This window comes from Variovorax sp. TLI9-5A (assembly GCF_056867935.1).
This window is the reverse complement of the sequence record NZ_CP200310.1, coordinates 2,048,215-2,075,161: the sequence shown is the minus strand read 5'-3', so window position 1 is coordinate 2,075,161 and position 26,947 is coordinate 2,048,215. Positions and strand designations below refer to the sequence as shown.

The window sequence follows — 26,947 nt, the reverse complement described above, 5'->3', positions numbered from 1 at the left end:
GGGCTATAGTCTTGGTAGCCATTTTTGTGCGGTTCCTTTCGGGGGTAGTGCACGAACTTGGTTAGACGGCTGGGGTGCTCGTAACACCCTGGCCGTCGCCTTTTGATACCTCGCATTTGCATCGCTGCTTTCGCACCGACAACCTGCCGCGAGGCAAGCAGCCTTCAAACATCTCGGTGGTGGTTTGGTGTGTGGGCCTTTCTGCTCCCCTTGGCGGGGTATCGAGTGACAGGGGCATTCACTCTAGAGAAGAACCCGGCAAGGCGCCGTGCCATACAGCACGAAGTCGCGGAGACTGCCAACAAATGCAGCTTCCGCAATGCGCTGCGCGCAGACCTCGCGGGCCCCTTGCTGAGTCAGCCCCAGCGGCTCCAAACGCTCACGCCGATGAGGTGCCTTGCGTAGCGAAATAAAGGGGGAGCCCGAAGGGCGGAGGACATTCGCGGAGCAAGGTACCCCATCGGCGTGAGCGTCGCCCTGAATGGGTAGCGCGTCGAGAAGTCCTGGCCCAATTGGATCGGTACCGGGTCTGGTCGAGGCGCTGCGCTGAGCGCCCCTTCCCGTTCTCTTTGCTTCATGCGAAGCGCCCATGTCCGGGCGCCCGGTCGGGTTCAGTTCACCGAATGCGAACCCAGCCCAGCAGACGTGTCGATGGGGAAGCTGTCCCACTGAACCGCCGGATCGAAGGCAATGCCCGGGTTGGGATCGCCCGAGGTGATGCCGGCCTTGCGGCGCAGGGTCTGGTTCAGGGTGCTGGCTCCGTTGGAGCTCTTCCACTCGGTGCCCGGGTCCACGCCGACCTGCCCGATGCGGTCGATGACCACGCCAGACTTTTCCAGCGTCAGGGCATCGTCGCCGTTGAAGTTGGCGACGCCGCTGTCCTGCGTGCCGGCGGGCTTGAAGGCTGCCGTGGCACTCGCATTCGCCAGCACCAGCACGGCGCCGGGCGCCAGCGAGCCGCTCAGTGCCTGGGTGCTGGTCGGCGGGCTCGAAGCGCCGTTGGAATACAGCTTGACGGCGTACAGGCTCAGGTCGATGGCCGCAGCGGTCGGGTTGTAGATCTCGATCGCCTTGTTGTTCGACGAGCCTTCCACGTATTCGCTGAAGAACAGGTCCGGCGGCCCGGGCGGATTCACCACCACCGTGTTGGTGACCGTCACGTTGCCCGATTGCACGGCCGTCTGGCTGGCCGAGTTGGTCAGCGTGATCGTCACGCCGAAGGTGCCTGCCGTCGCGTAGGTATGCGTCACCGCGCCCGTGCCGGATGCGTTGGTGGTGGTGCCATCGCCCCAGTCGATCACGAGCGAGGTCACCGTCGTGGCACCGCCGGGCGTGGCCTCGGTGATGTTCACGCTGTAGCTCTCGCCAGTCTTCGCCGCTCCCGGGATCGACGCACTGACGATGGGCTCCACCACCGCGGTGTCGGCCGCGAGGTTCAGGCCCACGAGCACCGGGTCGTGGTCCGACGCGCGGAACGGCGTGGGTGCGTAGCGGTCGTCGGTGGTGAAGTCGGTGTTGTAGTCGAGCGCGGTCGGTTCGTCGGAGTTGATGTGCCACACGTTCACGCCGTTGACCTGCGTTGCCAGCGAGGCCGAGACGTAGGCATGGTCGAGCGCGCCGGTCTCGCCGCCGAACACGTAGGTGTAGCGGTCGGCCGCGGGCATGCGCTTGAGCAGGCTCTCGTTGCCTGCGGCCTCGAGTTGCTTGGTCGGGTCTTCGAGCAGGTAGCTGTTGAAGTCGCCCATCATCAGCACGTCGGTCTCGACGGTCGTGCCCATGGCCTTGAGCTTGCCGACGAAGCTGTTCAGCGCCTGCGCCTGCTTGACGCGCGCGAGGTTCCAGCAACCTTGCCCCTGGTCGATGTCGCCCGTGGTGGGACAACTGCCCTTGCTCTTGAGGTGATTGACCACGAACCAGAAACCGCCGTTGTTGCCCACCGCGCTGAAGCGCTGGGCAAGGGGCGGCCGGCCGCTGGCGGCGGTGTAGTCGGCCAGGTCGGTGCCGGTGGGCAGCACGACATTGCCGACACGCTGGACCTTCGCGGGCTTGTAGAGGATGTCCACCTTGATGGCGTCGGTGCCGAACACGCCGCTGTTGACGGACGCGTAGATGTTCGCGCCGAGCTTCGCGTTGAGCGCCGCGACCAGGTCGCTGGTCGCCACGTCGGTGTTCTGGATTTCCATCAGCCCCACCACGTCGGCGTCGAGCCCGATGATGGCCGCCACGATCTTGGCCTGCTGCCGCTTGAACTCGTTCAGGTTGTTCGCGCCGCGGCAGTCCGTCGAAGAGCCGGAGCCGAGCAGGCAGACCTGCCCCGTCTGGCCCGTGGAGTTCGTGCCGTCCTGGAAGGTGGTGAAGTAGTTGAGCACGTTGAGGCTGGCCACCTTGAGCGAGCCGCCGACCACCGGCGCCGCGGGCTGGCGCGGATTGGCCTGCATGAACACCGGCGCCACCGTCGGCTGGATGCGGTAGGCGCCGAAGTTGTGGCTCAGGATGCCGGTGATCTTCTGCGTGGTGTCGCCCATGCGGCGGGTGCCGTCGGTGCCGGCCGCGCTCAGGTACGGAATGGGGTTCGGGTTGGACACCGAGGCGCCATCGTCCAGCATGATGCGCGAGAGCAGGTTCTGCGCATGCGTCGCCGTCGCGTTGCCGTTGGTGGGGTTGAACTGGCGCCCGTTCAGCGACAGCACCATCTGGCCGTAGCGGCCCAGCTCGAACAACTCGGTCACCGCCAGGGGCTGTGCGATCTCGACCAGCATGCCCTCGTAGCGCTCCAGCGTGGACTCGTCGGCCACCGGCAGCGTGATCTGCGTGGGTTTGACGACCATGCCGTTGCCGCAGACGCTGATGGCCAGCGGAGTGGCGCTCGTTCCGACAATCTCGGTGATGCTGTCAGGCTTCGCGCCGGCACCGGCGGTCTGGCCGAACTCGGTCACCTCGCCGGTGACCTGCACGAAGTCGCCGACGGCCACGCGGGTGCTGCCACTCGGCGCGTAGACGAAGACGCCTTCGGAGGTCAGCGGATCGGCATCGGGCACGAGCTGCTGTACGAAGAATCCATTCAGCTTCACCGAGGTGGTGCCGGTGTTCTGGAAATCGCCCACCACCACGCCGCGCACGGTCACGGCCTGGTTCGCCATGGGGCTGATGTGGCCCGTGCCCTGCACGGACGAGATGGCCGTCAGCGGTGCGCCGGCTGGAATGGTTGCCGCACATGTGGGCGGCGTAACCACTGGCGTGGTGTTGTCAGGCTGCGTGGCAGGAGGTTGCGCGTTGTCCTGCGGCGGTGTGCTGCCCGATGGCGTGCCGCCGGACGATGGGGGAATCAGTGGAAAGGAAGCGCCGCCACCACCGCCGCCGCAGGCGGTCAATACGATGGCAAGAGTCAGCGCCAGTGTCTTGAATGGCCACGCGGGCCTCGATCCTCGTCCTCGATGTGTCATTTGGGGTTCTCTTGTTGTGGGGGCCGGCAAACAAACCGCGGCCGTTTTTATGGTTCTTGTGTGTAACCCCCGAGACACCCCAGACACGCCTGGGTGATAGCACCGGTCCTCCTCCGCCGGCACCAGACCGAAGCCGCTAGCTCATGCCGCGCGCCAGCAGATGGTCAACAAGCCGCCTCTGCGGAAAGCTCAACGCCTCCTGCCGCGTGCACAGATACATCCGCCGCGAAGCCCACGCATCCGTGAGATTGATGAAGCGCAGCTTCATCTCCTTGCGATAGGTCACCGCCGCGCCTTCGGGCAGGATGCCCACGCCCATGCCCGCTTCGATCATCCGGCACACGGCCTCGAAGCTCTTCACCCGCACGCGCAGGCGCAGCACCTTGCGCGCGCTCATCGCGGCGTCTTCCATGGTGCGGGAGATGGCGGAGTCGTCTTCCAGGCCGACGAAGTCGTAGTCGAGCAGTTCCTCGAACGACACCTCGCGCCCGCGCCATGGATGCTTCTGCCGCACGATGGCCACCAGGCGGTCGGTGCGGTACGGAATGAAGTGCAGCGCCGGGTCGGCGGCCTCGCTGGTGATGACGCCCACGTCGGCCTGCCGGTCGCGAATCGCCTGCACGATGTAGACACTGCGGTGCTCTTCCACGCTCACGCGGATCTCGGGGTAGCGCTGGCGAAAGCTCGCCACGTCGTCGGGCAGGAACTGGCCCATGGCCGACGCATTGGCATGCAGCCGCACGCGGCCGGTGGCGCCCTGCGCGTAGTCCGAGAGGTCGGCGCGCATGCGGTCGACGTCGCGCAGTATCTGCCGCGCATGCATGGCCAGCGACTCGCCCGCGCCGGTGGGCGTCACGCCCTTGGAGGTGCGGTTGAGCAGCGCCACGCCCAGATGGCTTTCAAGAATGGCGAGGCGGCGGCTGGCGGCCGACAGCACCATGTGGCTCTCGGCCGCTGCCTTGGACAGGCTGCCGTGCTCAATGGCGCGCAGGAAAAGCGCCAGCGAATCGAGGTCGGGTCTCATGGTGTGCGGGGGTGGGTCTGCGAGGCCGACATTGTCGGGCCGGTGAGGACCGGGGCTTCGCCGAAATACTTTCGGCGGATCGCGCTCGCAAAAGACAGATCTTCCGGAATGGATCGCTCTTTGCCAAAACGAAGAAGCACTTTCCGTGGACAAGCCGGAAGAATCGTTGCTGCCCCGGCGTCTACCCCGCCGGGGCATTCCGCGAGCCGGCCCTCTACCGGGGCCATGCCCGCATTCCGACGAGTCCTACCCGGAGTCTTTTCCTGTCATGGCATCCCACGAACTGGCCAGCGTTGCGCTGGACGACAAATACACGGCCACCGAAGGCCGGATCTATCTCAGCGGCATCCAGGCACTGGTGCGCCTCATGCTCGTGCAGAAATGGCGCGACCAGAAGGCCGGGCTGAACACGGCGGGCTTCGTCTCGGGCTACCGAGGCTCACCGCTCGGCGGCCTCGACGAAGCGCTGTGGAAGGCGCAGCCGCAGCTCGAAGCCAACGCGGTGAAGTTTCTGCCCGGCGTGAACGAGGAACTGGCCGCAACCGCCGTGTGGGGCACGCAGCAAGTGCACCTGACGGGCGAGTCCGCCGTCGACGGCGTGTTCGCCATGTGGTACGGCAAGGCGCCCGGCGTGGACCGCTGCGGCGACGTGTTCAAGCACATGAGCCACGCGGGCACCTCGCCTCACGGCGGCGTGCTGCTGGTGGCGGGCGACGACCACGGCGCCTCCTCTTCCACGCTGCCCAACCAGAGCGACCACCTGTTCGCCGCGTCGATGATCCCGATGCTCTATCCGCAGAGCGTGGAGGAGTACATAGAGCTCGGCCTTCACGGCTTCGCGATGTCGCGCTTCGCGGGCCTGCCGGTGGGCTTCAAGGCGCTGGCGGACACGGTGGAATCGTCGGGCTCCATCGCGGCCGGCGCGCTCGACGTGCATACCAAGCTGCCTTCCGACTTCGTCTTCCCGCCCGGCGGCGTGCATGCGCGCCTGTCGACCGACACGCTCGGCGTGCAGGCGCGCAAGCAGGAAACGCTGATGCAGGACTACAAGATCTACGCAGCCATCGCCTATGCGCGCGCCAACCGCCTCAACCGCGTGACCATCGATTCGCCAAAAGCGCGCCTGGGCATCGTGGCCTCGGGCAAGTCGTACCGCGACGTGCTCGAAGCACTGGAAGAACTGGGCATCGACGCGGACGAGGCCGCGCGCATCGGCATCCGCCTCTTCAAGGTATCGATGCCGTGGCCGCTGGAGCCCGATTCGATCCGCGAGTTCGCCGATGGCCTTGAAGAAATCCTGGTGGTGGAAGAAAAGCGCCAGATCGTCGAGTACCAGCTCAAGGAGCATCTCTACAACTGGCGCGAGGACGTGCGCCCGCGCGTGATCGGCAAGTTCGACGAGCAGGGCGAATGGGGGGCGCATCCGCGCGGAAAGTGGCTGCTGCCTGCCACGGCCGATTTCTCGGTGGCACAGATCGCGCGCGTCGTCGCGGCGCGCGTGGCGCGCTTCCACACCAGCGACCGCATCCGCACGCGCCTCGCGATCCTCGACGCGAAGGACGTGGTGCTCGGCAAGGCCGTGGCCACGCCCTCGCGGCCAGCCTGGTACTGCTCGGGCTGCCCGCACAACACATCGACCAAGGTGCCCGAAGGCAGCCTCGCGCTCGCGGGCATCGGCTGCCACGTGATGGCCACCGCCATCTACCCCGAGCACAACAAGACCACCACGCACATGGGCGGCGAAGGCGCGCCCTGGCTGGGGCAGGCATGGTTCTCGAAGCGCAAGCACGTGTTCGCGAACCTGGGCGACGGCACCTACTACCACTCGGGCTCGCTCGCCATCCGCGCGGCCGTGGCGGCGGGCGTGAACATCACCTACAAGATCCTCTACAACGATGCGGTGGCCATGACGGGCGGCCAGCCGGTCGACGGTCCGATCACCGTGCCGCGCATCGCGCACCAGATGGCAGCCGAGGGCGTGAAGCGCCTCGCGCTGGTGGCCGAAGATCCGTCGCGCTGGACTGACCGCAGCGTGCTGCCGCCGGAGCGCGAGGGCTTCGCGCTCACCGTGCACCATCGCGACCAGATGGACTCCGTGCAGCGCGAGTTGCGCGAGTTCGAGGGCGTCTCGGTGCTGATCTACGACCAGGTGTGCGCCGCCGAGAAGCGCCGCCGCCGCAAGAAGGGCGAGTTTCCGCAGGCAGCGCGGCGGGTGTTCATCAACGACGCAGTATGCGAGGGCTGTGGAGACTGCGGCGAGCAGTCGAACTGCACCGCCCTGCTGCCGAAGCAGACCGAACTGGGCCTGAAGCGCGCGGTAGACCAGAGCGCCTGCAATGCCGACGAGTCGTGCATCAAGGGCTTCTGCCCCAGTTTCGTGACGGTGGAAGGCGTGAAGCCGCGCAAGCAGGCGCCGGTGGCGGCGAAGGCAGCAGCCGAAGAAGCACCGTTGCCGCAGCCGAAGCAACTCGCGCTCGAAGGCATGCACAACATCCTGATCACCGGCATCGGCGGCACGGGCGTCATCACCATCGGCGCGCTGATCGGCATGGCCGCGCACCTCGAAGGCAAGGGCGTGAGCGTGCTCGACATGACGGGCATGTCGCAGAAGAACGGCTCGGTGACCTCGCACGTACGCATCGCGCGCGACGCGGCGCAGCTGAAGGCGCAGCGCATTCCCACCGGAGAGGCTGACCTGATCCTGGGCTGCGACATGCTGACGGCCGGGGCGCCCGACGCCATCGCGCGCATGCGGCCGGGCCGCACCTATGCGCTGGTCAACACCTTCGAGCAGCCGACCGGGCACTTCGCGCAGCAGCCCGACTGGCAGTTTCCGGCGGCGCAGGTGCGCGCGCTCATCGAGGAATCGGTGGAAGGCCGCGCCGACTTCGTCGACGCGACACAGCTGGCCACGCGGCTCATGGGCGATGCGATCGCGGCCAACCTGTTCCTGCTGGGCTTCGCATTCCAGAAGGGTTATGTGCCACTGTCGGCCGAGGCGCTGGACAAGGCCATCGAGATCAACGGCGTGGCGGTGAAAGCCAACCAGGCCGCATTCCGCTGGGGCCGCAAGGCGGCGCTCGACCTCGCGGCGGTGACGCGCGAAGCCGCGCCGCAGAAGGTGGTCGCGCTGCAGCGGCCGCAGAGCTTCGAGGCGCTGGTGAAGAGCCGCACCGAGTTCCTCGTGTCGTACCAGAACGCCGCATACGCGCAACGCTATGCCGAGCTGGTCGAACGTGTGCGCGCGGTCGAACAACACAAGCGCGGCGGCAACGTGCTGGCGAAGGCCGTCGCCTCGGGCCTCTTCAAGCTCATGGCCTACAAGGACGAGTACGAGGTCGCGCGTCTCTACACCGACCGGCGCTTCATGGAGAAGCTGGGCGAGCAGTTCGAGGGCAAGCCGGTGCTGCGCTTCCACCTGGCACCACCGCTGCTGGGCCGGCGCGATGCCGAGGGCCGCGCGCTGAAGACCAGCTTCGGGCCGTGGATGATGAGCGCGTTCCGCGTGCTCGCCGGTCTGCGCGGACTGCGCGGCACGGCCCTCGACGTGTTCGGCCGCACCGCCGAGCGGCGCATGGAGCGGCAGATCATCGAGGACTACCGCGCGATGGTCGAGGACTTGCTCGCGCGCTTCGACGCCATCGACTTCGACACCGCCCTGTCGCTGGCGCGGCTGCCGGAGCAGATCCGCGGCTTCGGGCATGTGAAGCTGGAAAGCGTGGTGTCGGCGCGGGTGCGGTGGGATGCGCTCGCGAAGCAGCTCGACGCGCGCCCGGCGCCGCAGGCGCAGCCGGTGGCCGCCTGAGCGGTGGGAGGGCCGCAGAGGCGGCCGAGCCCGCCCGGGAGGATCAGGGCAAAATCCTCCTCCCGCCGCCGGTCGGCCCCGCCCTTCCATGCCGCCCACCTCCATCTCACCTCCCGTTCCCGGCCCGACGCAGACCACGTCGGCGCCCTCCCCGGCCCGCCAGCGTCGCCGGCATCGCACCGTGGCCGCCTGGGTGGCCGCATGCGCGCTGGCCCTGCTGCTGATCGGCCTCGCGGGCCAGTGGGCCGCGAACCGCGAGGCGAACTTCCAGGCCGACTCGATACGCCGCGCCATGGAAGTGCACGTGCTCGGCCTGCGCGATGCCGCCGGCAAGTACAGCTACCTGCCCTTCACCGCCGGCCTGCACCCCGACGTGCTGGCAGCGCTGGCCAAACCCAATGACGCGGCCGCCAAGCAGCGCGCCAACCTGTACATCGAGCGGGTGAACCGGCAGGCCGGGTCGGACGTGCTCTACCTGATCGACCTGCAGGGCCTCACGCTGGCGGCCAGCAACTGGGCGACGCCGCAGAGCTTCGTCGGCCAGTCGTATGCCAACCGGCCCTACTTCATCGACGCACGCGCGGGGCGCAACGGCCTGTTCTATGGCGTAGGGCAGACCACCGGCGAGCCGGGGCTCTTCATCTCCTCGCCGGTGCGCGGCGAAGGCGGCGAGATACGGGGCGTGGTGACGGTCAAGGTCAGCCTGCGCCAGGTGCAGGAAACCTGGACCTTCGTGCGCGACCCCATCCTGCTGACCGACGCGCGCGGCGTGGTGTTCCTGAGTTCGGTTCCCGCGTGGATGTACCGCTCCTCGCGCCCCCTGCTGGCCTCAGAACTCGAAGGCATGCGGCGCGACCAGCAGTACGGCACGCGCACCAGCTTCGCGGCGCTGCCATGGAAGGTGGAGCGCGAGGAAGGCGAGCTCGGCTATCAGGTGCGCACCGACATCGGCGGCCGGCCGCGCCAGTACCTCGCGGTGGACGAGCGCCTGCCCGATCTCGGCTGGACGCTGACCGTAATGACCGACCACGCGGAAGTCGCCAACGCACGAGAGCGTGCCTGGATGCTTGGCCTGCTGTGCGCTGTCGTGCTGCTGCTGGCCGGCCTCTACTGGCAGCTGCGCGAACGCCGCTTCGCCGAGCAGCGCGACGCGCGCCGCGTGCTGGAGCTGCGCGTGCGCGAGCGCACCCACGAACTCGACGAGGCCCACGCCTTCCGCAAGGCGATGGAAGACTCTCTGCTGGTGGGCATGCGCGCCCGCGACCTCGAGGGCCGCATCATCTACGTGAACCCGGCCTTCTGCGAGATGACCGGCTACGGCGCCGACGAGCTGCTGGGCAAGCTGCCGCCCTACCCCTACTGGCACCCGAACGACGTGACGCAGCACTGGCGCCACTACGACGCGATGATGAGCGGCCAGCCCGTGCGCTCGGGCTTCGAGTCGCGCCTGCGGCACCGCGACGGGCACGAGGTCATCACCATGGTCTACACCGCCGCGCTGATCGACGCCGACGGCAAGCACAGCGGCTGGATGAGCTCGGTGGTGGACATCACCGAGCAGAAGCGCGCCGAACTGCGCCAGCGCCAGAACGACGAGCAGCTGCAGCACGCCCAGCGCCTGGCCAGCCTCGGCGAGATGGCCTCCACACTGGCCCACGAACTCAACCAGCCGCTGATGGCGCTGAGCAATTTCGCGAGCGCCGCCAAGGCCTTCGCCGAGCAGGGCAACCAGCGGCTGCTCGTGAGCAGCCTCGACGAGGCCGTGACGCAGGCCCAGCGCAGCGCCGAGATCGTGCGGCGCATCCGCGGCTTCGTGCGGCAGCGCACCGTGGGCATCGAGGACTGCTCGGTGGCCGCGCTGGCCGGCAACGCCATCGCGCTGCTGCAGGGCGAGATCCGCATGCGCCAGGCACGCGCCGAGCTTCGCATTCCGGCCGGCCTGCCCGAGGTGCGCGGCGACCGCGTGCTGCTGGAGCAGGTGCTGCTCAACCTGCTGTCGAACAGCCTGCACGCCATGCAGGCCGTGCCGCCGGAGCAGCGGCTGGTGGAGATCGAGGCCGAGCTGAAGGAAGGCCGCATGCACATCCACGTGGCCGACCGGGGCCCGGGCATCGACGCAGCCGTGGCCGAGCAGGTGTTCTCGCCCTTCTTCACCACCAAGACCGGCGGGCTCGGGCTGGGCCTGAACATCTGCCGCACCATCGTCGAGGCGCACAGGGGCCGCCTCACATTTGCCGACCGCCCAGGCGGTGGCACAGTCTTCACCCTCGAGCTGGAAATATCGCCGCCGCCATGACCAACAACAACGCCGCTCCCGCCAACAACCTGTGCGTCGTGGACGACGACGAGGCCGTGCGCCGCTCGCTCGGGCTGCTGCTGCTGTCGCGCGGCTATGCGGTGCAGACCTTCGCCTCGGGCGAGGCCTTCCTCGAAGGCACCGACCTGCAGCGCGCCGGCTGCGTGATCATGGACCTGCGCATGGAAGGCATGAGCGGACTGCAGGTGTTCGACACGCTGCGCACGCAGGACAGCCCGCTGGTGGTCATCTTCCTTTCGGGCCACGGCGACATCCCCATGGCCGTGGAAGCCGTGCAGAACGGCGCCTTCGGCTGGCTCGAGAAACCCTGCAACGACGAGCGCCTGCTCGACAGCATCGCCCGCGCCCTGCAGCAGGCCGGCGAGATCGCCACCCGCCGCCAGGCCCGCCAGGCCGCGCAGGCGCTTTGGGACAAGCTCACCCCGCGCGAGATGCAGATCGCCCGTCTGGTCGCCGAGGGCAAGCCCAACAAGCAGATCGCGCAGGAACTCGCCCCGCTGGAGCAGCGCACGGTGGAAACGCACCGGGCGCACGTGTTCGCGAAGCTGGGGCTGGCGAACAGCCATCAGCTGGACCGGTTTCTGCGGGAGCATGCGCTGTAGCGCCTTGAAGGATCCGTCGAACCGGGACGCAGGCGCAGTCCTCGGCGAGCCAATGCGCAAGCCCATGACAGGCCCGGAATCGGCTCGGCGAGCTTCTTGCTTGACCTCATAGCCGCAGCCGGTCGCGTTGCGCAGGAGGACCCCCATGCCGAATTTCTACTTGCCGCTATCCGGCAACGTGCGCCAGGAAATCAATCCCTGGACCTGGTTCACCAAGATTGCCAATGGACAGCTCGGGTTCATCAACATCAATATGGGCAAGTCGTCGGACCCTGCTCTGGAGCAGCAGATCCTGGACGACGTCGGAAGCTACGGCCGGCAGATCGGACAACTCGGCGATGCGCTGGAGGCAGTTCTCGCGCACATGAAGACCGACACCTGGGAGCCCAAGGCCAAGGAAGCGGTAGATGCCTTCAGGCTCCAGCTCGCCGAGATTCGCCGGCTGAAGCGGAACCGGGCTGACGGCAAGAGCTGACATTTCCCGGCGAACTCGCGGGCGCTGGGGGACGGCCTCGTGGCGTTTGTCGATTCCGAAAAGTGGAGGGCCGATCCTGAACCGCCTGACGCAAGCGGATGCCGCTGACACTCTGCTGTTCCATGAGGGATAGAGGCTGCAGGCCGGAAGCGGATTTCTTTCTGAACAGCGCTTCACGCGATCCGCCCCACCGTATCTGAACACCGTCGCTCTAGGTGTTTACCCTTGCGTACCGATACGTAGACGGCTAACGGCCGGTTACGGACGACAGCGCTGCAGTGGCGGGACAGACTCGCCGCAACGGCCCCCGCGTGCCTTTTCTTCTTACGCCGCGGGCCGCAGCCAGAGACAAGGACCCCTTTTCATGACCGCCATCGCAAGCGCGGCCGCCGGCGCTTCCAGCCCCGACGCGGCACCCGCCACCGCCAACAACAACACGCCATACACCTTCGAGGAAAAGCGCAAGCGCATCTTCGCCATCTTCGCCGCCTCGTCCGGCAACCTGGTGGAATGGTTCGACTTCTACGTCTACGCCTTCTGCGCCATCTACTTCGCGCCGGCCTTCTTCCCCAAGTCGGACCCGACCGTCCAGTTGCTGAACACCGCAGGCGTGTTCGCCGCAGGCTTCCTGATGCGCCCGATCGGCGGCTGGCTGTTCGGCCGCATCGCCGACCGCAAGGGCCGCAAGACTTCGATGGTGACCTCGGTGGTCATGATGTGCGTGGGCTCGCTGGTCATCGCCTGCCTGCCCACCTATGCGCAGATCGGCGCTGCCGCTCCGGCGCTGCTGCTGCTGGCGCGGCTGCTGCAGGGTCTGTCGGTGGGTGGTGAATACGGCACCACCGCCACCTACATGAGCGAAGTGGCCATGCGCGGCCAGCGCGGCTTCTTCTCGTCGTTCCAGTACGTCACGCTGATCGGCGGCCAGCTGCTCGCGGTGGTGGTCGTGGTGGTGCTGCAGCAGGTGCTCGACGAAGCCGAGCTCAAGGCCTGGGGCTGGCGCATTCCCTTCGTGCTCGGCGCCGTGGCGGCCGTTGTGGCACTCATGCTGCGCCGCACGCTGACCGAGACGGCCAGCAACAAGACCCGTGCCGCCAAGGGCGCGGGCACGATGCGCGAGCTGTTCACCCACCACAAGCGCGCCTTCTTCGTGGTGCTGGGCTACACGGCCGGCGGCTCGCTGATCTTCTACACCTTCACCACGTACATGCAGAAGTACCTGGTGAACTCGGCCGGCATGTCGATCAAGACCGCCAGCAACGTGATGACGGCTTGCCTGTTCATCTACATGTGCATGCAGCCGCTGTTCGGCGCGCTGTCGGACCGCATCGGCCGCCGCAGCAACATGCTGCTGTTCGGCGCGCTGGGTGCGCTGATGACAGTGCCGGTGCTGAGCAACCTGCAGAACGTCGGCAGCCCGCTGGTGGCCGGCGCGCTCATTACCCTCGCGCTGGCGGTGGTGAGCTTCTACACCTCGATCAGCGGCATCGTGAAGGCGGAGATGTTCCCGCCCGAGATCCGCGCGCTGGGCGTGGGCCTCTCCTACGCGGTGGGCAACGCGATCTTCGGCGGCAGCGCCGAGTATGTGGCGCTGGGCCTGAAGTCGATCGGGCACGAGTCGTACTTCTACTGGTACGTGACGGCCATGATGGTCGTGGCCTTCACCGTGAGCCTGCTGCTGCCGAAGCAGGCGACGTACCTGCATCACGACAAGTAAGCAGTACCGCAATGAAATTCCGGGAGGCCCGCGCCTCCCTCATAAAAAAACGCGGGGCCCCTGGGAAAGCTTTTCGAGTCAGCGAGCCGCAAGAAAGCATGAGGGTACGAACATGGTGAGACGGATGGTCCACAACGCAACCATTACCTTGAAGCTGCCGTGCGACATGGAAACCGGCGCGAGGGTCACGGCCCTGCGTGCCGCCGGTGTTCCGGTCGACGCGGAGGGCAACGCACAGCAGGGTTTTCTGTTCGTGCGCCCGGGTGACGGCTACAAGAGCCAGGTCAGCATCTTCAGATGGTTTCCCGACGAGGTGGGGCCCATCACGCGCGGCACCGCGGGCGCCGCGGAAGCATCGCCCCGCGAGCATCGCCCGGCGCCGCCGCCGGGCGACACGCTCGATCACTGGCTGGCCCAGATCCTCACCGCCCCCATCCCCAGCACAGACAGCGCGCTGCAGTGCGAGTCCGGCGCCTCGCCTGCAACTGCAACTGCAACTGCGGCAGGCTGAAGCCGGCCGTCAGAGCTTGATGCTCTCGAAGCTCGTGACGAGCACCAGCCCCTCGCCCACGCGCGGCTGATCGGCACTGGCGATGGTGTCGGCCGAGCGGATCAGCTCGCCGAAGTCCAGCCCCGTCTGCGCCTCGATCCTGGTGATGGGCACGCGCCACTGGTTCACGTCCACCGAAGCCAGCGCCTGCGGCGTGCCGAGGCTGCGCCGGGGTTCCGACAGCAGCTTCGACTGATCGGCCACCAGCCCCACGGCCTTGGGGCCTGCCTGCCCCTTCCACACCACGATCTTGAAGAACGACGACGGGATCTGCACGTCGTCGGCCCACAGGTCGATCTTGTCGTCGAAGATCGGCCCCTGGAACACGGCCAGCCTGCGCCTCACGTCGCCGGCAAGCGTGCCGTTTTCCAGCACGTAGCGCTCCAGCCCCTGCCAGTAGCGCGCGCTCTGGTTGAACCTGAAATGCTGCGGCGAGCAGTTGGTGAAGTGGAAGGTGTCTGCATTGGCGCGCGAGGCGTCTTCGGCGGAGCCCCACGTCGGGTCGGTGCGCCGCGTCAGGTGGCCGCGGTCGAAGTAGGTCGACCATGCCGAGTAGAAGGTCTGGTCGAGCACGAAGCTCGCGCTCACGCGCGGGTCCTTGAACCACACCTCGCCTTCGGAGGCATTGGGCTGGCCGGTCTTGCGGTCGATTTCCAGGTAGGTTTCGCCGTCGATGTTGGTCGCGGTGAAGACGGCGATGCGCTTGGACTTGTTGAGCTTCAGGCTGAAGTGCTCGTATTTCAGCTCGCCGGCGGCCGCGTCGGGCTCTTCAGCCCGCAGCGGGGCGATCTGCCGGGCCAGCGCGCGGGAGGCATCGGGCAGCGGCAGCTCCAGGCCAGGAATGAAGCTCGAGTCGTAGCCGTTGCGGTTGGCATAGTCCTGGTCGACCTGCACGGCCTCGGCGCCGCGGGCCAGCACCTTCGGCTGCCCGGCATCGGTGTCGAGCGCGGAAGACTGCGCGACGACGACCACCGGCTGCGCCTGCACCGCCTGCCCGATGCTGATCGTCAGCTCGATGGGCACGGTCAGCCGGATGGAGTTGGAAGGCAAAGCGCTGCTCGAGGTGGCCATGGTCTGTTGCTCCGCGGTTGGGTTCGTGATGGCTATGGCCCTGGCTTCCCGTGCCGAGGGCCGGGGCGGCGAGAGCCGGCGGTCGCTCCCCGTGGCCGGGGCGTTGGCCGCCGCCGCGAGCGCCTGGCGCAGCAAGGCCTGCCATTCGGCTGGCAGCGCGCCCATGCGGCTGGCAAGGTCCCTGTAGATGGCGCTGATGCGCACGCCCTCGTTCACGTTCTGCGGCACCTTGTCGCCGAGTGCGCTGCGGTCGATGAAGGGCTCTCCCCAGTGATGCAGGGCCACCAGCTGCCAGTCGTCGTTGAACACCGGGGAGCCCGAGGAGCCCTGCTCCGTGTCGGTCTCGTACAGCAAGGTGCGGTCGGTGCGCGCCGTCAGGATGTTGTTGCGCACCGAGATCATCTTGGGCCAGCCGGAAGGGTGCTGGACGATGTTCGTGTTCATCCCGAGCACATGCTTGTCGGGCTGGTCCGAGAGCGCGCAGAAGCCGAGATCTGCCGCCTCGGCCAGCCCCGACTGCCGGCGGCCCAGCGCGACGAGCGCGTAGTCGAGCTGGTCGTCGGGCGAGAACAGCGCGAAGCGGTCGGGGTCGAGCAGGAAGGTCGTGGTGGGCCGGGGCACGCCGCGCTCGTCGAGCTCGCGGAAGAAGGTCACCTGTGCGCCGCGCGCCGCAGCTTCGTCTTCGATGACGTGGCGGTTGGTGATGAAGAGACCGGGGCTGACCATGAAGCCCGTGCCGACCTCCGCCTTGGTTCCGTAGTTGACCTCGACGTAGCCGACGGCCCGGGCTGTGATCGCGCCCTGCGACAGGAAACTGGCGCGCTGGAAGTCCTCGGTGTCGCCAGTGATGGACTCCGCGCCGCTGCGCGCCATGAGCGTGCGATGCCGCGCCGCATAGGCGCGCGAGCGGTCGATGTCGGGCTCTGCATCGCGCCAGCGGCCTTCGGCCACCAGTTTCCTCACCTGTTCGCGCTCGGCGGCGGTGCGCTCCAGGCTGGCCTTGAAGGCGTCGATCGCATCTTCGTTCACGGCAGTCCCCCTTGCTGTGGAAAAGCATGACGCGCGGTCCGGACGAAGCGCGCGGCTGCGGGCCATTGAACCGGCGGACAGCGTCAGCCGGATGACAGCCTGGCCGCGATGAATGGCTACTTCAGCCCGCAGCCTGCCTGGCCAGCGCGACCGCATCGGCGCCCGCCGGGAAGCGCAGTTGCCCCGTCGTGTCGTTGGCCGCGCGCCAGACTGCCTCGGCGACATCGGACTCCTTGGTCAGCTGCGTGGTCTGGGTCAACATGCCGAAGATCGACTGCGCAAGGGGCGCATACGGCTCGGTGACGAGGCCTTGCATGCGCTCGCCGCCGTTCTCGGTGAATCGCGTCGTGGGGGCGTAGCCGGGTTCGACGAGTTTCACGGCGACATCGAATGCCTTGAGTTCGTGAGCCAGCGAGGCGGTGAAGCCTTCGATCGCCGTCTTGCTCGCCGTGTAGACGGCAACCAGCGGCATGGGCGCGAGGGTCGCGCTCGAGGTCACGTTGACGATCACGCCCTTGCGGCGCTCGCGCAAGCCTGGCAGCACAGCCTGCGTCATGGCCATCACGCCAAAGGTGTTGGTCTCGAAGAGTTCGCGCGTCGTTGCCATCGGCGTGGCCTCGAAGGCACCGAACAGGCCGATGCCGGCGTTGTTGACGAGCACGTCGACAGGGCCGGCCGCGTCGAGCGCTGCGGCGATGCTCTCGGGCCGGGTCACGTCGAGCGCCAGCACGCGCATGCGCGGCGAGTCTTCGAACAGCCCGTCTTGCGGCTTGCGCATGGTCGCGATGACGTTCCAGCCCTGGGCATGGAAATAGCGCGCGGTGGCAAGGCCGTAGCCGGACGAGCAGCCGGTGATCAGAACAGTCTTCATGGGGGTCCTCTGCGTGGATGAGTGAATGAACGGTTGGAAGGAGCTCGTACGATAGGCTCGATCTGCCGGACTAACTACAATCATTAGTCCATCATTTGTTTGCGAAAGTCCAACCATGGCCGTCGACCCGCTGTCGCAGGTGATCGCGCTGCTCAAGCCCCGAGCGGTGTTCTCCAAGGTGATCAGCGGGGCCGGACGCTGGGGCGTGCGCTACACGCAGTTCGGCCTGCCGAGCTTCTGCGCGCTGCTCGAAGGCAGTTGCCTGCTTTCGGTCGATGGAGAGGAAACGCTGACGCTCGCCGCGGGAGACTTCGTGCTGCTGCCCACCACGCCCGGCTTCACGATGACGAGCCTGGAGCCGGGCACGCCGGTGCCCATCGACGCGCACAAGGCGGCCCTTGACACGAGCGGCAGCGAGATACGCCACGGCACGCGCGGCGGGCGGCCCGAGGTGCGGATGCTGGGCGGCTACTTCGAGTTCGACTCGCCCGATTCGGCGATGCTGGTGTCGCTGCTTCCCGCCGTGCTGCACGTGCGGGGTTCGCAGAAGCTGCCGCTGCTGACCCAGCTGGTGCGCGAGGAATCGCTGGAGCGCAAGCCGGGCCGCGAGCTGGTGCTCACCCGGCTCGTGGAAGTGCTGCTGGTGGAAGCCCTGCGCACCACCTCCGGCGAAGAGGCGCCGCCCGGTCTGCTGCGCGGCCTGGCGGACAAGCGGCTCGCGGCCGCGTTCCGCCACATGCATGGGGACCCCGCGCGCGGCTGGACGATGGAGCAGCTGGCGCGCAAGAGCGCGCTTTCGCGCTCCGCCTTCTTCGACCGCTTCAACCGCGCCGTCGGCATGCCTCCGATGGAATACCTGCTCTCGTGGCGCATGGCCCTGGCCAAGCAGCTTCTGCGCGGCGACGAGCTGGCGATCGCGGAAGTGGCCGAGCGGGTGGGCTACGGCTCGGCCAGCACCTTCAGCACGGCGTTCAGCCGTCATGTGGGGCAGCCGCCGGGGAAGTTCGCTCGCATGCACTGACGGTGCGCGCGAACGGCGCCGCCCAAAAGCGGTTCGCCGCGCTACCCTGGGCGGGCAACGCGGCGAACACGGTCTCTCATTGCTTGCCGCCGAAGCGGCAATCAGGCTTGGCTCGGCCTGTTTATTTCTCCATCGCCGCCACGGGCTGCGGCGGCAGGGCCGCGCCCTTGCTCTTGCGCACCTTGATCAGGAACGAGACCACCTGCCACACGATGAACACGCCGATCAGGCTCAGCAGCGAGCCGCTGATCGGCCGCGAGGCGAAGATGCCGAAGCTGCCGCGGCTCAGCAGCATCGCGCGGCGGAAGTTCTCCTCCAGCATCGGGCCGAGGATGAAGCCCAGCATCAGCGGCGCCGCGTCGAGCTCCAGCCGCATGAACATGTAGCCCATGAAGCCGAAGGCGGCGGTGATGAACACGTCTTCCAGGCTGTTGTTCACGCTGTAGGTGCCGATGCAGCAGAAGAACAGGATCGACGGGAACAGCACTGCGTACGGAATCTTGAACACCGACAGCCAGTAGCGCACCAGCGGCACGTTCAGCACCAGCAGGAACACGTTGCCGATCCACATGCTGGCCACCAGGCCCCAGAAGAGCTCGGGGTGGCTGGCGATCATGTTCGGGCCGGGCTGGATGCCCTTGATGATGAAGGCGGCCAGCATCAGCGCCATGACGGCGTTCTCGGGAATGCCGATGCTCATCAGCGGAATGAAGCTGGTGCGCGCGGCGGCCTCGTCGGCCGCGGCCTGGCCGGCCACGCCTTCGATGCAGCCGGTGCCGATCTCGTGCTTGTACTTGCTGACCTTCTTGTCGATCGCGTAGGCGGCGAACTGGGCGATGGTCGGGCCGCCGCCGGGCAGGATGCCCAGGAAGGAACCGACAACGCTGCCGCGCAGGGCGCTAGGAATGATCCGCTTGAACTCGGCCCAGGTCGGGATCAGGTTGATCTTGCCGTTGAAGGGCGAGCGCTCCTCGCGCGAGTCGAGGTTCTTGGTGATCTCGGCGATGCCGAAGCAGCCCAGCGCGATGCTCACGATGCCCACGCCGTCGACCAGGAACGGCAGGTCGAGCGTGAAGCGCTGCATGCCGCTGTTCACGTCGGTGCCGATGGTGCCGAGCAGCACGCCGATCATGCACATCGCCAGGCCGTTGAGCAGGCTGCCTGTGGTCACGAAGCTCACGCACACGAAGCCCACGAGCATCATCGCGACGTAGTCGGCGGGGCCGAACAGGAAGGCCACTTCGCCGAGCACCGGCGCCAGGAAAGTCAGCACCAGGATGGCGACCGTGCCGCCGATGAAGCTGGAGAAGCCCGCCGTGAAGAGCGCCAGGCCCGTCTGGCCCTTGAGCGTCATCGCGTAGCCGTCGATGCAGGCCACGATGCTGCTCGCATGCGGGATCTTCATCGTGATGGCGCTGACGCTGTCGCCGTACTGCGCGCCGTAGTAGATGCCGGCCAGCATGATCAGCGCGCCGGTGGTGGGAATGGAATAGGTCAGCGGCAGCAGCAGGCTGATGGTGGCCAGCGGGCCGAGGCCGGGCAGCAGGCCGACGAGCGTGCCCACCGTGCAGCCGATGGCGCAGAACAGCAGGTTCTGCATGGTCAGGGCATGCGAGAACCCGAACGCGAGGTTGTTGAGGACGTCCATGATGTGCGGTCTTTCCTCAGTACAGCGGCAGGTTCAGGCCGAGCAGCTTCTGCAGGGCCAGCGCCATGAGGATCAGCCCGGCGGAGATCTTCACGTTGCGGATCACGGAGTAGGACGACGCGGCGAAGCCCGAGCAGAAGATCATGAAGATGATGCCGGCGATCATGTTCACGTACATGGAGATCACGGCCAGGCCGCAGAGGCTGCCGAGGATCAGGGAGATGTTCTTGAAGTTGAACTCCAGCTCCACGCGCTCCACGAAGAACGACCGGATCACGGTCGACACCGCGATCACCAGCAGCATCGCACTTATCAAGGCGGGGAACAAACCCGGGCCGGCGCGGCTCAAGTCTCCGATGGGGTAGCGAAGCGAAGTCAGGCCGAAGGCCAGCGCTATCGCCATGAGGAACAATCCTCTGACAAGGGTTCTGTTTTTCATCTCTTCTTGTGCGATGGGTTTCGAAATCACCGGCACCGGCAAGCCGGGGCTGATCGTCTCCATCCGGACGGAATCCGGACCCATCGATGCTCTGGCGCCAAACTGATTGCAATCTGACGCAGCCGTAAGGGGAATTACGTACGGGCAGGCCGGCGAGTACCCTCGATCGCACAGTCGTACGAGGGAGCGGCCGCCTGCACCGGTCCCCGATACGAAGAGACGGCAGCCGGCGCGCCGTCAGGTTGGTCAGGTTGGCTCGACCACCGCTTCGCCTGCGGCCGCCACCGCCGGCCGCGTGCAGCGCCAGGCGACAAGCGCGCCGATGCACAGGAACAGTGCTGCAACGAAGAACGGCGCACCCGGCAGACGCACCGGCGCGTCCGCGCCGATGAAGTAGCCGAAGCTGCCGGCGAACATCGCGGGGCCGATGATGCCCGCGACCGACACGAGGCTCGTCAGCGCGCCCTGGATGCGCCCCTGCTCCGCGGCATCGACCTGCCGGGTGACCAGCGCCTGCGCCGCCGGCCCGGCAAAGGCCAGCAAGGTGCCGAACGGCAGCGCAAGCAGGAAGACCCATGCCGCGTCCGCGACGCCGTAGATGGCAAAGCCGAGCACCCCGCAACCCAACCCGAACAACAAGGCGAGACGCTCGCCGAAGCGCTTCACGCCCGGCCCGATCAGCAGCGCGTTGACCACCACGCTGAGCACGCCCACCAGGCCGAGCACCCAGCCCACGGTGTCTTCCTTCCACTGGAACTGGTAGTCGGCGAACAGCACGAACACGCTGGGGTAGACGTACTGCGCGAGGTTGACAAGGAAGATCACCGCCGCCAGGCCGAACACCTGCGGATAGCGCTTCAGCAGCATCAGCGACCCGATCGGGTTGGCATGCGACCAGTCGAGCTTCCGGCTGCGCTGCTCGGGCGGCAGCGATTCGGGCAGCACGAAGCATCCGTAGCAGAAGTTGAGCATCGTCAGCCCGGCCGCGAACCAGAACGGCAGGCGCGCATCGATGTGGCTCAACTGCCCGCCGATGACAGGCCCGAGCACCAGACCCACGCCGAAGGCCGCGCCCACGATGCCGTAGCTCCTGGCCCTGTCTTCGGGTGCCGTCACGTCGGCGATGTAGGCATTGGCGGTGGTGAGGCTGGCCGAGAACACGCCCGACACCACGCGGCCGATGAAGAGCCACGGCAGGCTGTCGGCCAGGGCCATGAACACGAAGTCGACGGCCAGCCCGAGGCACGACAGCAGGATCACAGGTCGCCGTCCGAAGCGGTCGGACAGAGCCCCCAGGACCGGCGAGCAGACGAACTGGATGGCCGCGAACGCGGTGCCGAACACCGCGATCCAGTACGCCGCCGTCGCGGTGCTGCCGCCGGCCAGCCGCTCCACCAGATGCGGCAGGCCCGGAAGGATCAGGCCGAACGCAAGGAAGTCGATCAGCACCGTGACGAAGATGAAGGCGAGCGCTGCGCGGCGCACGCGCGGTGCCTGGAGGGTCGTGCTCATCGCGGCAACCTCAACCGCTGCGGCTCAGGTACTTGCCCACGCGCGGGCGGACTTCGCGGATGCCGCCGAGCCGGCCGAGCAGGCCGTCGAAGCAGCCGACCAGCAGCGCGATGCTCTTCCTGAGCCGGTCGCGCTCGAAGATCAGCATGGGCAGGATCTGCTTGAGCGTGTAGACGTTGATGAACAGGATCGCCGGAAAGGCACGCATGTGCGCCAGCGAGAGGTCGAGCGCATTGCGCGAGATGTAGTAGCGCCGCACGGCCGGATAGTTGATGACGTGGATCTTCCAGCCGAACAGCGACTTCGCCTGGAGGTCGCCGATCTGGTGCCGCAGCACCACCTGCGTATTGAGATAGAGCGGCACATCGCTGCGCAGGGCGCGCATGCAGTAGTCGGTGTCGACGTGGTCGATCACGTAGCGCTCGTCGAAGCGGCCGACCTTGGCCCAGGCCCCGCGCGAGATCAGCGAGCCCGACGAGATCATGAAGGCGCAGCGCGCCAGCGGCTCGGTGAAGGGCTTGCGCAGGTCGAACTGGTAGACGCGCTTGCCCCGCAGGCCGAATTGGGGGATCAGCGCGTCGAGGTTGGTGTCGTGGACGAGCGGGCCGATCAGGAAGGCGGCGTCTTGCTTGCCTTCACCGGAAGCCTTTCCCTGTGCCATCTCCGCCGCTTGGCACATTGCGTCGAAGTAACCTGCGGGCAGCACCGAATCCTGGTCGAGCAGGAAGAAGAGCTCAGCGCCTTGCGCTTCGAGCTCGGTGATGCCGCAGTTGAAGGCGCCCGCGATGCCGCCGCGGTTGCCGTTGTGCAGCACGGTGATTCCCGCATCGACGAGTGCGCCGTGCCAGTCGCCCGGCTCCGGCGTGTTGTCGACCACGCACATGCGCGGGCACGAGTTCGAAAGCGCATGGAGATTCGTCAGTTGCCCGTCGGTGGGGAAGTACGTGACGACGACGGCACCGAACGAAAAGGACATCGCGGTTTCTCCGGTTGATGGAGCCGGGCGGATGCCCGGACCGGCGCGATTCTAGGTATCGGAATGCGTGCCGATCCGCCATCCGGCACGGCGGAATACGGGTATTGCGAAAGAACAACGCGAGCGGGACTGCGAAAGTTCTAGTCCGCACCAACGAAGCGGACTCAACTGCTTTCCAGGCTCCAGTGCACACGCGAGAAGTCGCCCAGGGCCAGGTCCTTCTCATGGATGCTGAAGGTGAAAGTACCGGCATCCCAGAAGCAGAAGCCGGGCTTGTCGTCCGAGGCCAGCGTGAGGAGATTGACCCACTCCTGCGGCAGGCCGCCCTTTTCGCGCGAGGCCTGCTCCTGCGGGTTCTCGTGCTGCGTGAACACGTGGGCGTTCATCAGGTGCGCGCCGTTCTTGCGCGCTCCATCGCCGGCAAGCTCGGCCTCGAGTGCCCAGTAGGCTTGCTGCATCTTGTCGTCTCTGTCGATCTCGAGCAGCGAGGCGTCTTCACCAGTCAGGCGCCCTCCTCCGTCGTTGTAGAGATTCGGCAGCGACACGGTGGCGTCGATGCGGACCTTGCAGCCTTCATGAGCGTCGCTCACGTCGAAGCCATCGGCGAACTCCGCGTCCTCCGGCCATGCATAAGGCCGCAGCTCGGCGGCATGTGCTTGCGAATGCAGGACGAGCACGCCGTCGCCCTCCTCCTGGCCCTCGCCGAAGAAGTAGAGGCGGCCGGTACGCGGCAACCACGACTGCAGCGCGGCGATGTCCGCGAGATCGATCTGCGCGTAGAAGCGCCAGAGCTTTCCATCGGTGGCCGGGTAGTCGATGCCGGGTGGCAGGTCCGGCGTGCCGCCGATGCGCGTGCTGCCCGGCCTTGCGTAGTCCTCTGGCTCTGTGGTACGCAGACGCAGCGCCTGGCGTGCGTGGCGCCGCAGCGGCTCCTCATAGCCATCCAGGCCGTGCCGCGCCAGGGCATCGCCGAGCAGCGCCGCATGCCGCGGGCTGCTGCGTGCCATGAAGGCTTCTCTGTCGGCCTCCACCTCCACGTCGGGGCGATAGCGGATGTCGCGGAAGAGCGCCTCGTTCTTCCTCTCGATGTCGACCTTCGCGATGTTCCGCAGCGAAGCCGGCAGCGACTCGAAGGGATTGCGGTTGATGCTCAGCAGCTCGAGGGCCGGCAGGTGGCCTACCGATTCGGGCAATGTCTTGAGTTGGTTGCCGTCCAGCAGCAGTCGTTGCAGCTGCGCGAGCTCGCCGATGCTGTCGGGCAATGCCTCGATCCGGCAGTGCTTGAGCGAAAGCACCTCCAGCTCTTGGAGCGCGCCAAGGCTTTCCGGCAGGCGGGCGAAGACGGGGCTGCGCAGGTGCAGCTCACGCAACCGGGTCAGGGTGCCGAAGGACTCCGGGAACGCGGTGGCCGATTCCGCCGCGCCGATGTTCCATGAATGCTGAAGCGACAGGAACTCCAGCTGCGTGAAGCGCAGCAGTTCGTCGTTCCATCGGCCGTCCCATTCGCCGATGAGCAGCCGACGCACGCGCTCGGGCGGAACGGCCATCGCTTCTTCGAAGCTGCTGTAGGTGTACGGGCGGAGCTCCACTTCCCTCGGCACGCAGTGCCACACCACATCCACCGCGATGCCCTCTTCGTCCGTCTCGTAGTCGTGCCGCAGCAGGCCGTGCATCTCGATGCGGTCGGGCCGCAGGTCGATCTCGCCGAAGAAGCGCGTGCCGTACTCGAAGCCCTTCTCCCAGAGATAGAACCCGTGCGTCGGCTGGTTCTTCAGATAGCGCACGCGCCGGTGCGGTGTGTCGTGGTTGTCGTGGAAGTGAAAGGTCGAGGAGCGGAACGAAGGAGCGATGTGCCCCGGCGCCGGATTGTCGGAACCCTCAGGATCGAAGGGCGGCGCATGCAGCGCCTTGTCGAAGGCGACGGGACGTGCCTTCAGATCGAAGGACATGCCGCCGTCCTCGAAGACGACCTGGGTATCCGGCGCGAACTCGAAAGCGTACTTGCCGATCTGGAACTTGTCGCTGGACATGGGTGAGAGCCTAGCAGCCGATGGTGCAGTCGCGGATGAAGTAGCCGTCGAAGAAGCGGCGGTAGGTGTCGCGGTCGAAGATCATGTGCCGGAGACGACCTGGCCTTGCAACACCTTCAACCGCGCACGCTGCTGCGGCGTGGTGCTCGGCGCGAAGAGACGGCCGGCCAGGGCCTGCCGCCATTCCTCGTCGCGCTGCGGCCAGGCCTCGATCAGCCGCGTGATCGCTTCGGTGTCGCCGGCCTCCACGCACTCGTGCAGGCGCTCTGCAAAGGACGGTGAAAGCGGTGGAAGCGGTGGAAGCGGCGAAGGTTCTGCCGTGGCCTGGGGCGCGTCGTCCATCACCGGCTGCGCGCCCGGGCGGAACGGGTCGCGGCCTTCGCGCATGAAGGCGCGGATGGCTGCGGGGGAAATCATGGCGCCGGGTTCGCCCTCCTGCAGATCGTCCGGCTCGAGCAGGTCCGGGTGGAGGCAATCGAACCAGTTCTGCCCGCTGTTCCAGTCGCACACCGGCGCGTGGCAGCCGGCCTCGGCATGCATGGCATGGTCGGCGGAGATGAACGCGCGGCCATGCACGGCGCCGTCGATGCGCAGGCTGCCGTCGTTGTACTCGCCGTAGACGATGTTGTGCACGCGCACGTCGCCGAGCACGCGCATGTGGCTGTCGCCGTGGCCGAAGCTGGCGGCACGGACGTCGCCGCCCACGAGCACGTGGCGCGGATAGGTGTGGGTGAGCTGGCTGAACACGCCGTCCACGTCCACGTCGCCGGCCACGATGACGCCCGCATACAGGCCGAGTTCGGCGATGCGCTCCAGGTCGAAGTCGCCATGCCAGTGCAGGCCGCCGCGAAACAGCGCCAGCCGCCGGGGCTGGCCCTGCAATTCGTCGGCACCGTCGATCTGAAAGAACGGGGCCAGCAGCGGATGCGGCACGCGTGCGTCGCAATGCAGCGCCTCGGCCACGCTGCCTTCGATCACCCGCGCCGATGGCAGGCACTCCACGAAGCCGCGCGCGCGCCAGGCATCGAGCAGGCGCTTGCAATGGGCCCGCGCCTTGCCGGGTGCCTCGAAGCCGGCGTGCAGCACCAGGCAGGGCCGGCCGATCGCGCCGGTGCGCACGCGCAGGCGGTTGTCGTGTTCGTGCAGTTCGATGAATTCGCCGCTCGCTGCGGCTTCGAGGTAGACGGGAGCTTCGCCCGGCATGGATGCGGTCATGCGGGCAATGTAGTTGAAGAAGACTGCATCACACGGCGATCCGGCCGGGCTGCACTCCTCTCTCATGCCCGGCGGCGGGCCTTCTTCTTCGGTGGGGCGGGCGCCGCCTCCATGGTGGATGTGTCGTCGGGCCCGAAGCCCGTCGCAAGCCCCAGCCGCTTCGCCAGGTGCGCAGCGTCATACGGCGCGTGCACCTTCATGTCGTTGTCGAAGTAGCAGTAGACATCGCGTTTTCCCCGCCGGGCGGCGACGTCCGAGGCCAGCCGCGCATCGCCGACCTGGCGGCCGCGGCTCCATGCCTCGATGCGCTGCGCCCAGCGCTCGAGCGCCGCATCGCCGTAGCCGCTGGCGTAGAGCTCCTTGTCGCCGTGCAGCCGGATGTAGACGAAATCGGCCGTCAGGTCTTCGAGCAGCGGCCAGCGGCCCGCCGTGTCGGCCACCACCAAGGCCACGCCGTGCCGGCGCAGCATGGCGATGAAATCGGGGTCGGCAAAGCTGCGGTTGCGCACCTCGATCGCATGGCGGATGCGCACACCGCGCGGCGCCTTCAGCGACGACCGGCCCTCCATGCGCTCGTCGTGCTCGCGCGCCAGCGCGACGGCGGCCTTGGCGCCGCCCGGCAGCAGCGAGAGGAAGGCGTCGATGCGCTGCGGGTCGTAGCGCATGCTCGGCGGCAGCTGCCAGAGGATGGGGCCGAGCTTGGCGCCCAGCGCCAGCACGCCCGAGGCGAAGAAGTTGGCGAGCGCCGGGCGCACGTCCTTGAGCTGCAGCATGTGCGTGATGTAGTGCGAGCCCTTGACCGCGAACACGAATCCGTCGGGCGTCTGGTCGCGCCACGCCTCGTACGACTCGGGGCGCTGCAGCGAATAGAACGAGCCGTTGAGTTCGATGCTGGGCAGCATGCGCGAGGCGAAGGAGAGCTCGTTGCGCTGTACCAGCCCGGCGGGATAGAAGCGGCCGCGCCACGGCGCATAGCGCCAGCCGGAGATTCCGATGCGGATGTCTCCGCGCGGCCCGCTGGCCGCCGGCGAGCGCTTGCTGGTGTGGGTGCGGGTGGACGATGTCGGCAAGGCTGTGCTCCGGAGCGGTGTTCGATCCGAAGCCCATGCTTTTGCGCTGCCGTCGCGCTGGATGTGGGAACGGCAGGACAGCCGATGTAGGTGCGCAGGCAAGGCGCGCCGCGAAACGCCCTCCGCGGCCCG

The 26,947-nt window shown here is 67.3% G+C and carries 18 protein-coding genes; 7 read left to right on the top strand and 11 right to left on the bottom strand.

Features of this window, described 5'->3' with window-relative positions; translation table 11 throughout:
- Positions 1-611 precede the first annotated feature (611 nt).
- Positions 612-3,443, bottom strand: coding sequence for an ExeM/NucH family extracellular endonuclease (locus AC1VNX_RS10070; protein ID WP_483156573.1), 2,832 nt, complete (start codon positions 3,441-3,443; stop codon positions 612-614).
- A 136-nt stretch (positions 3,444-3,579) separates the two neighbouring features.
- Positions 3,580-4,467, bottom strand: a complete 888-nt coding sequence (locus AC1VNX_RS10065) for a LysR family transcriptional regulator (protein WP_301511885.1) — start codon at positions 4,465-4,467, stop codon at positions 3,580-3,582.
- A gap of 268 nt (positions 4,468-4,735) precedes the next feature.
- On the opposite strand from AC1VNX_RS10065, the gene AC1VNX_RS10060 reads away from it, so the two are divergent.
- The 6 genes from AC1VNX_RS10060 (at position 4,736) to AC1VNX_RS10035 (ending at position 13,894) form a co-directional block, all read left to right on the top strand.
- Complete coding sequence (locus AC1VNX_RS10060) at positions 4,736-8,272, top strand: indolepyruvate ferredoxin oxidoreductase family protein (RefSeq protein WP_483156572.1); 3,537 nt, start codon at positions 4,736-4,738, stop codon at positions 8,270-8,272.
- 88 nt (positions 8,273-8,360) lie between these two features.
- Positions 8,361-10,568, top strand: coding sequence for a sensor histidine kinase (locus AC1VNX_RS10055; protein WP_483156571.1), 2,208 nt, complete (start codon positions 8,361-8,363; stop codon positions 10,566-10,568).
- Positions 10,565-11,191, top strand: a complete 627-nt coding sequence (locus AC1VNX_RS10050; RefSeq protein ID WP_483156570.1) for a response regulator transcription factor — start codon at positions 10,565-10,567, stop codon at positions 11,189-11,191. The genes AC1VNX_RS10055 and AC1VNX_RS10050 overlap by 4 nt, the downstream gene beginning before the upstream one ends.
- 145 nt (positions 11,192-11,336) lie before the next feature.
- Positions 11,337-11,666: a hypothetical protein gene (locus AC1VNX_RS10045; protein WP_483156569.1), complete on the top strand. Its 330-nt coding sequence runs from the start codon at positions 11,337-11,339 to the stop codon at positions 11,664-11,666.
- A gap of 364 nt (positions 11,667-12,030) precedes the next feature.
- On the top strand, positions 12,031-13,383 hold the full coding sequence (locus tag AC1VNX_RS10040) for an MFS family transporter (protein WP_483156568.1): 1,353 nt from the start codon (positions 12,031-12,033) through the stop codon (positions 13,381-13,383).
- 124 nt (positions 13,384-13,507) lie between these two features.
- The gene (locus AC1VNX_RS10035) at positions 13,508-13,894 is read left to right on the top strand and encodes a hypothetical protein (RefSeq protein WP_483156567.1); all 387 of its coding nucleotides are present in this window, start codon (positions 13,508-13,510) and stop codon (positions 13,892-13,894) included.
- Between the two features lie 9 nt (positions 13,895-13,903).
- On the opposite strand, the gene AC1VNX_RS10030 is transcribed toward AC1VNX_RS10035, so the two are convergent.
- Both AC1VNX_RS10030 and AC1VNX_RS10025 read right to left on the bottom strand, forming a co-directional pair.
- Entirely contained in the window at positions 13,904-16,033 is a 2,130-nt protein-coding gene (locus AC1VNX_RS10030) for a DNA/RNA non-specific endonuclease (RefSeq protein ID WP_483156566.1), read from the bottom strand.
- Positions 16,034-16,154: 121 nt separating this feature from the next.
- Entirely contained in the window at positions 16,155-16,904 is a 750-nt protein-coding gene (locus tag AC1VNX_RS10025; protein WP_483156565.1) for an SDR family oxidoreductase, read from the bottom strand.
- A gap of 115 nt (positions 16,905-17,019) precedes the next feature.
- Between AC1VNX_RS10025 and AC1VNX_RS10020 the strand changes: the two genes are divergently transcribed.
- Positions 17,020-17,925 (top strand): AraC family transcriptional regulator, encoded by a 906-nt coding sequence (locus AC1VNX_RS10020; RefSeq protein WP_483156564.1) that lies wholly within the window; start codon positions 17,020-17,022, stop codon positions 17,923-17,925.
- 121 nt (positions 17,926-18,046) lie between these two features.
- Here the strand turns inward: AC1VNX_RS10020 and AC1VNX_RS10015 are convergent, their stop codons facing one another.
- The 7 genes from AC1VNX_RS10015 to AC1VNX_RS09985 all read right to left on the bottom strand — a co-directional run bounded on the left by AC1VNX_RS10015 (position 18,047) and on the right by AC1VNX_RS09985 (position 26,815).
- A complete protein-coding gene (locus AC1VNX_RS10015) occupies positions 18,047-19,573 on the bottom strand; it encodes a tripartite tricarboxylate transporter permease (protein ID WP_483156563.1) in 1,527 nt (508 codons plus the stop codon).
- Between the two features lie 16 nt (positions 19,574-19,589).
- The gene (locus AC1VNX_RS10010; protein ID WP_483156562.1) at positions 19,590-20,012 is read right to left on the bottom strand and encodes a tripartite tricarboxylate transporter TctB family protein; all 423 of its coding nucleotides are present in this window, start codon (positions 20,010-20,012) and stop codon (positions 19,590-19,592) included.
- 246 nt (positions 20,013-20,258) lie between these two features.
- Positions 20,259-21,524, bottom strand: a complete 1,266-nt coding sequence (locus tag AC1VNX_RS10005) for a TCR/Tet family MFS transporter (protein WP_483156561.1) — start codon at positions 21,522-21,524, stop codon at positions 20,259-20,261.
- A gap of 10 nt (positions 21,525-21,534) precedes the next feature.
- Positions 21,535-22,500 carry a glycosyltransferase family 2 protein gene (locus tag AC1VNX_RS10000; RefSeq protein ID WP_483156560.1) on the bottom strand — a complete coding sequence of 322 codons (966 nt, stop codon included), beginning with the start codon at positions 22,498-22,500 and terminating at the stop codon, positions 21,535-21,537.
- Between the two features lie 164 nt (positions 22,501-22,664).
- Positions 22,665-24,530, bottom strand: a complete 1,866-nt coding sequence (locus tag AC1VNX_RS09995) for a DUF1963 domain-containing protein (RefSeq protein WP_483156559.1) — start codon at positions 24,528-24,530, stop codon at positions 22,665-22,667.
- Between the two features lie 81 nt (positions 24,531-24,611).
- Positions 24,612-25,745: a hypothetical protein gene (locus AC1VNX_RS09990; protein WP_483156558.1), complete on the bottom strand. Its 1,134-nt coding sequence runs from the start codon at positions 25,743-25,745 to the stop codon at positions 24,612-24,614.
- Between the two features lie 62 nt (positions 25,746-25,807).
- Positions 25,808-26,815 carry a DUF72 domain-containing protein gene (locus AC1VNX_RS09985; RefSeq protein ID WP_483156557.1) on the bottom strand — a complete coding sequence of 336 codons (1,008 nt, stop codon included), beginning with the start codon at positions 26,813-26,815 and terminating at the stop codon, positions 25,808-25,810.
- Positions 26,816-26,947 lie beyond the last annotated feature (132 nt).

Excerpts from the sequence above, each read along its gene's own strand:
- AC1VNX_RS10070 (WP_483156573.1), bottom strand. The coding sequence starts at position 3,443 with ATGACACATCGAGGACGAGGATCGAGGCCCGCGTGGCCATTCAAGACA.
- AC1VNX_RS10065 (WP_301511885.1), bottom strand. The coding sequence starts at position 4,467 with ATGAGACCCGACCTCGATTCGCTGGCGCTTTTCCTGCGCGCCATTGAG.
- AC1VNX_RS10060 (WP_483156572.1), top strand. The coding sequence starts at position 4,736 with ATGGCATCCCACGAACTGGCCAGCGTTGCGCTGGACGACAAATACACG.
- AC1VNX_RS10055 (WP_483156571.1), top strand. The coding sequence starts at position 8,361 with ATGCCGCCCACCTCCATCTCACCTCCCGTTCCCGGCCCGACGCAGACC.
- AC1VNX_RS10050 (WP_483156570.1), top strand. The coding sequence starts at position 10,565 with ATGACCAACAACAACGCCGCTCCCGCCAACAACCTGTGCGTCGTGGAC.
- AC1VNX_RS10045 (WP_483156569.1), top strand. The coding sequence starts at position 11,337 with ATGCCGAATTTCTACTTGCCGCTATCCGGCAACGTGCGCCAGGAAATC.
- AC1VNX_RS10040 (WP_483156568.1), top strand. The coding sequence starts at position 12,031 with ATGACCGCCATCGCAAGCGCGGCCGCCGGCGCTTCCAGCCCCGACGCG.
- AC1VNX_RS10035 (WP_483156567.1), top strand. The coding sequence starts at position 13,508 with ATGGTCCACAACGCAACCATTACCTTGAAGCTGCCGTGCGACATGGAA.
- AC1VNX_RS10025 (WP_483156565.1), bottom strand. The coding sequence starts at position 16,904 with ATGAAGACTGTTCTGATCACCGGCTGCTCGTCCGGCTACGGCCTTGCC.
- AC1VNX_RS10020 (WP_483156564.1), top strand. The coding sequence starts at position 17,020 with ATGGCCGTCGACCCGCTGTCGCAGGTGATCGCGCTGCTCAAGCCCCGA.
- AC1VNX_RS10015 (WP_483156563.1), bottom strand. The coding sequence starts at position 19,573 with ATGGACGTCCTCAACAACCTCGCGTTCGGGTTCTCGCATGCCCTGACC.
- AC1VNX_RS10010 (WP_483156562.1), bottom strand. The coding sequence starts at position 20,012 with ATGAAAAACAGAACCCTTGTCAGAGGATTGTTCCTCATGGCGATAGCG.
- AC1VNX_RS10005 (WP_483156561.1), bottom strand. The coding sequence starts at position 21,524 with ATGAGCACGACCCTCCAGGCACCGCGCGTGCGCCGCGCAGCGCTCGCC.
- AC1VNX_RS10000 (WP_483156560.1), bottom strand. The coding sequence starts at position 22,500 with ATGTCCTTTTCGTTCGGTGCCGTCGTCGTCACGTACTTCCCCACCGAC.
- AC1VNX_RS09995 (WP_483156559.1), bottom strand. The coding sequence starts at position 24,530 with ATGTCCAGCGACAAGTTCCAGATCGGCAAGTACGCTTTCGAGTTCGCG.
- AC1VNX_RS09990 (WP_483156558.1), bottom strand. The coding sequence starts at position 25,745 with ATGACCGCATCCATGCCGGGCGAAGCTCCCGTCTACCTCGAAGCCGCA.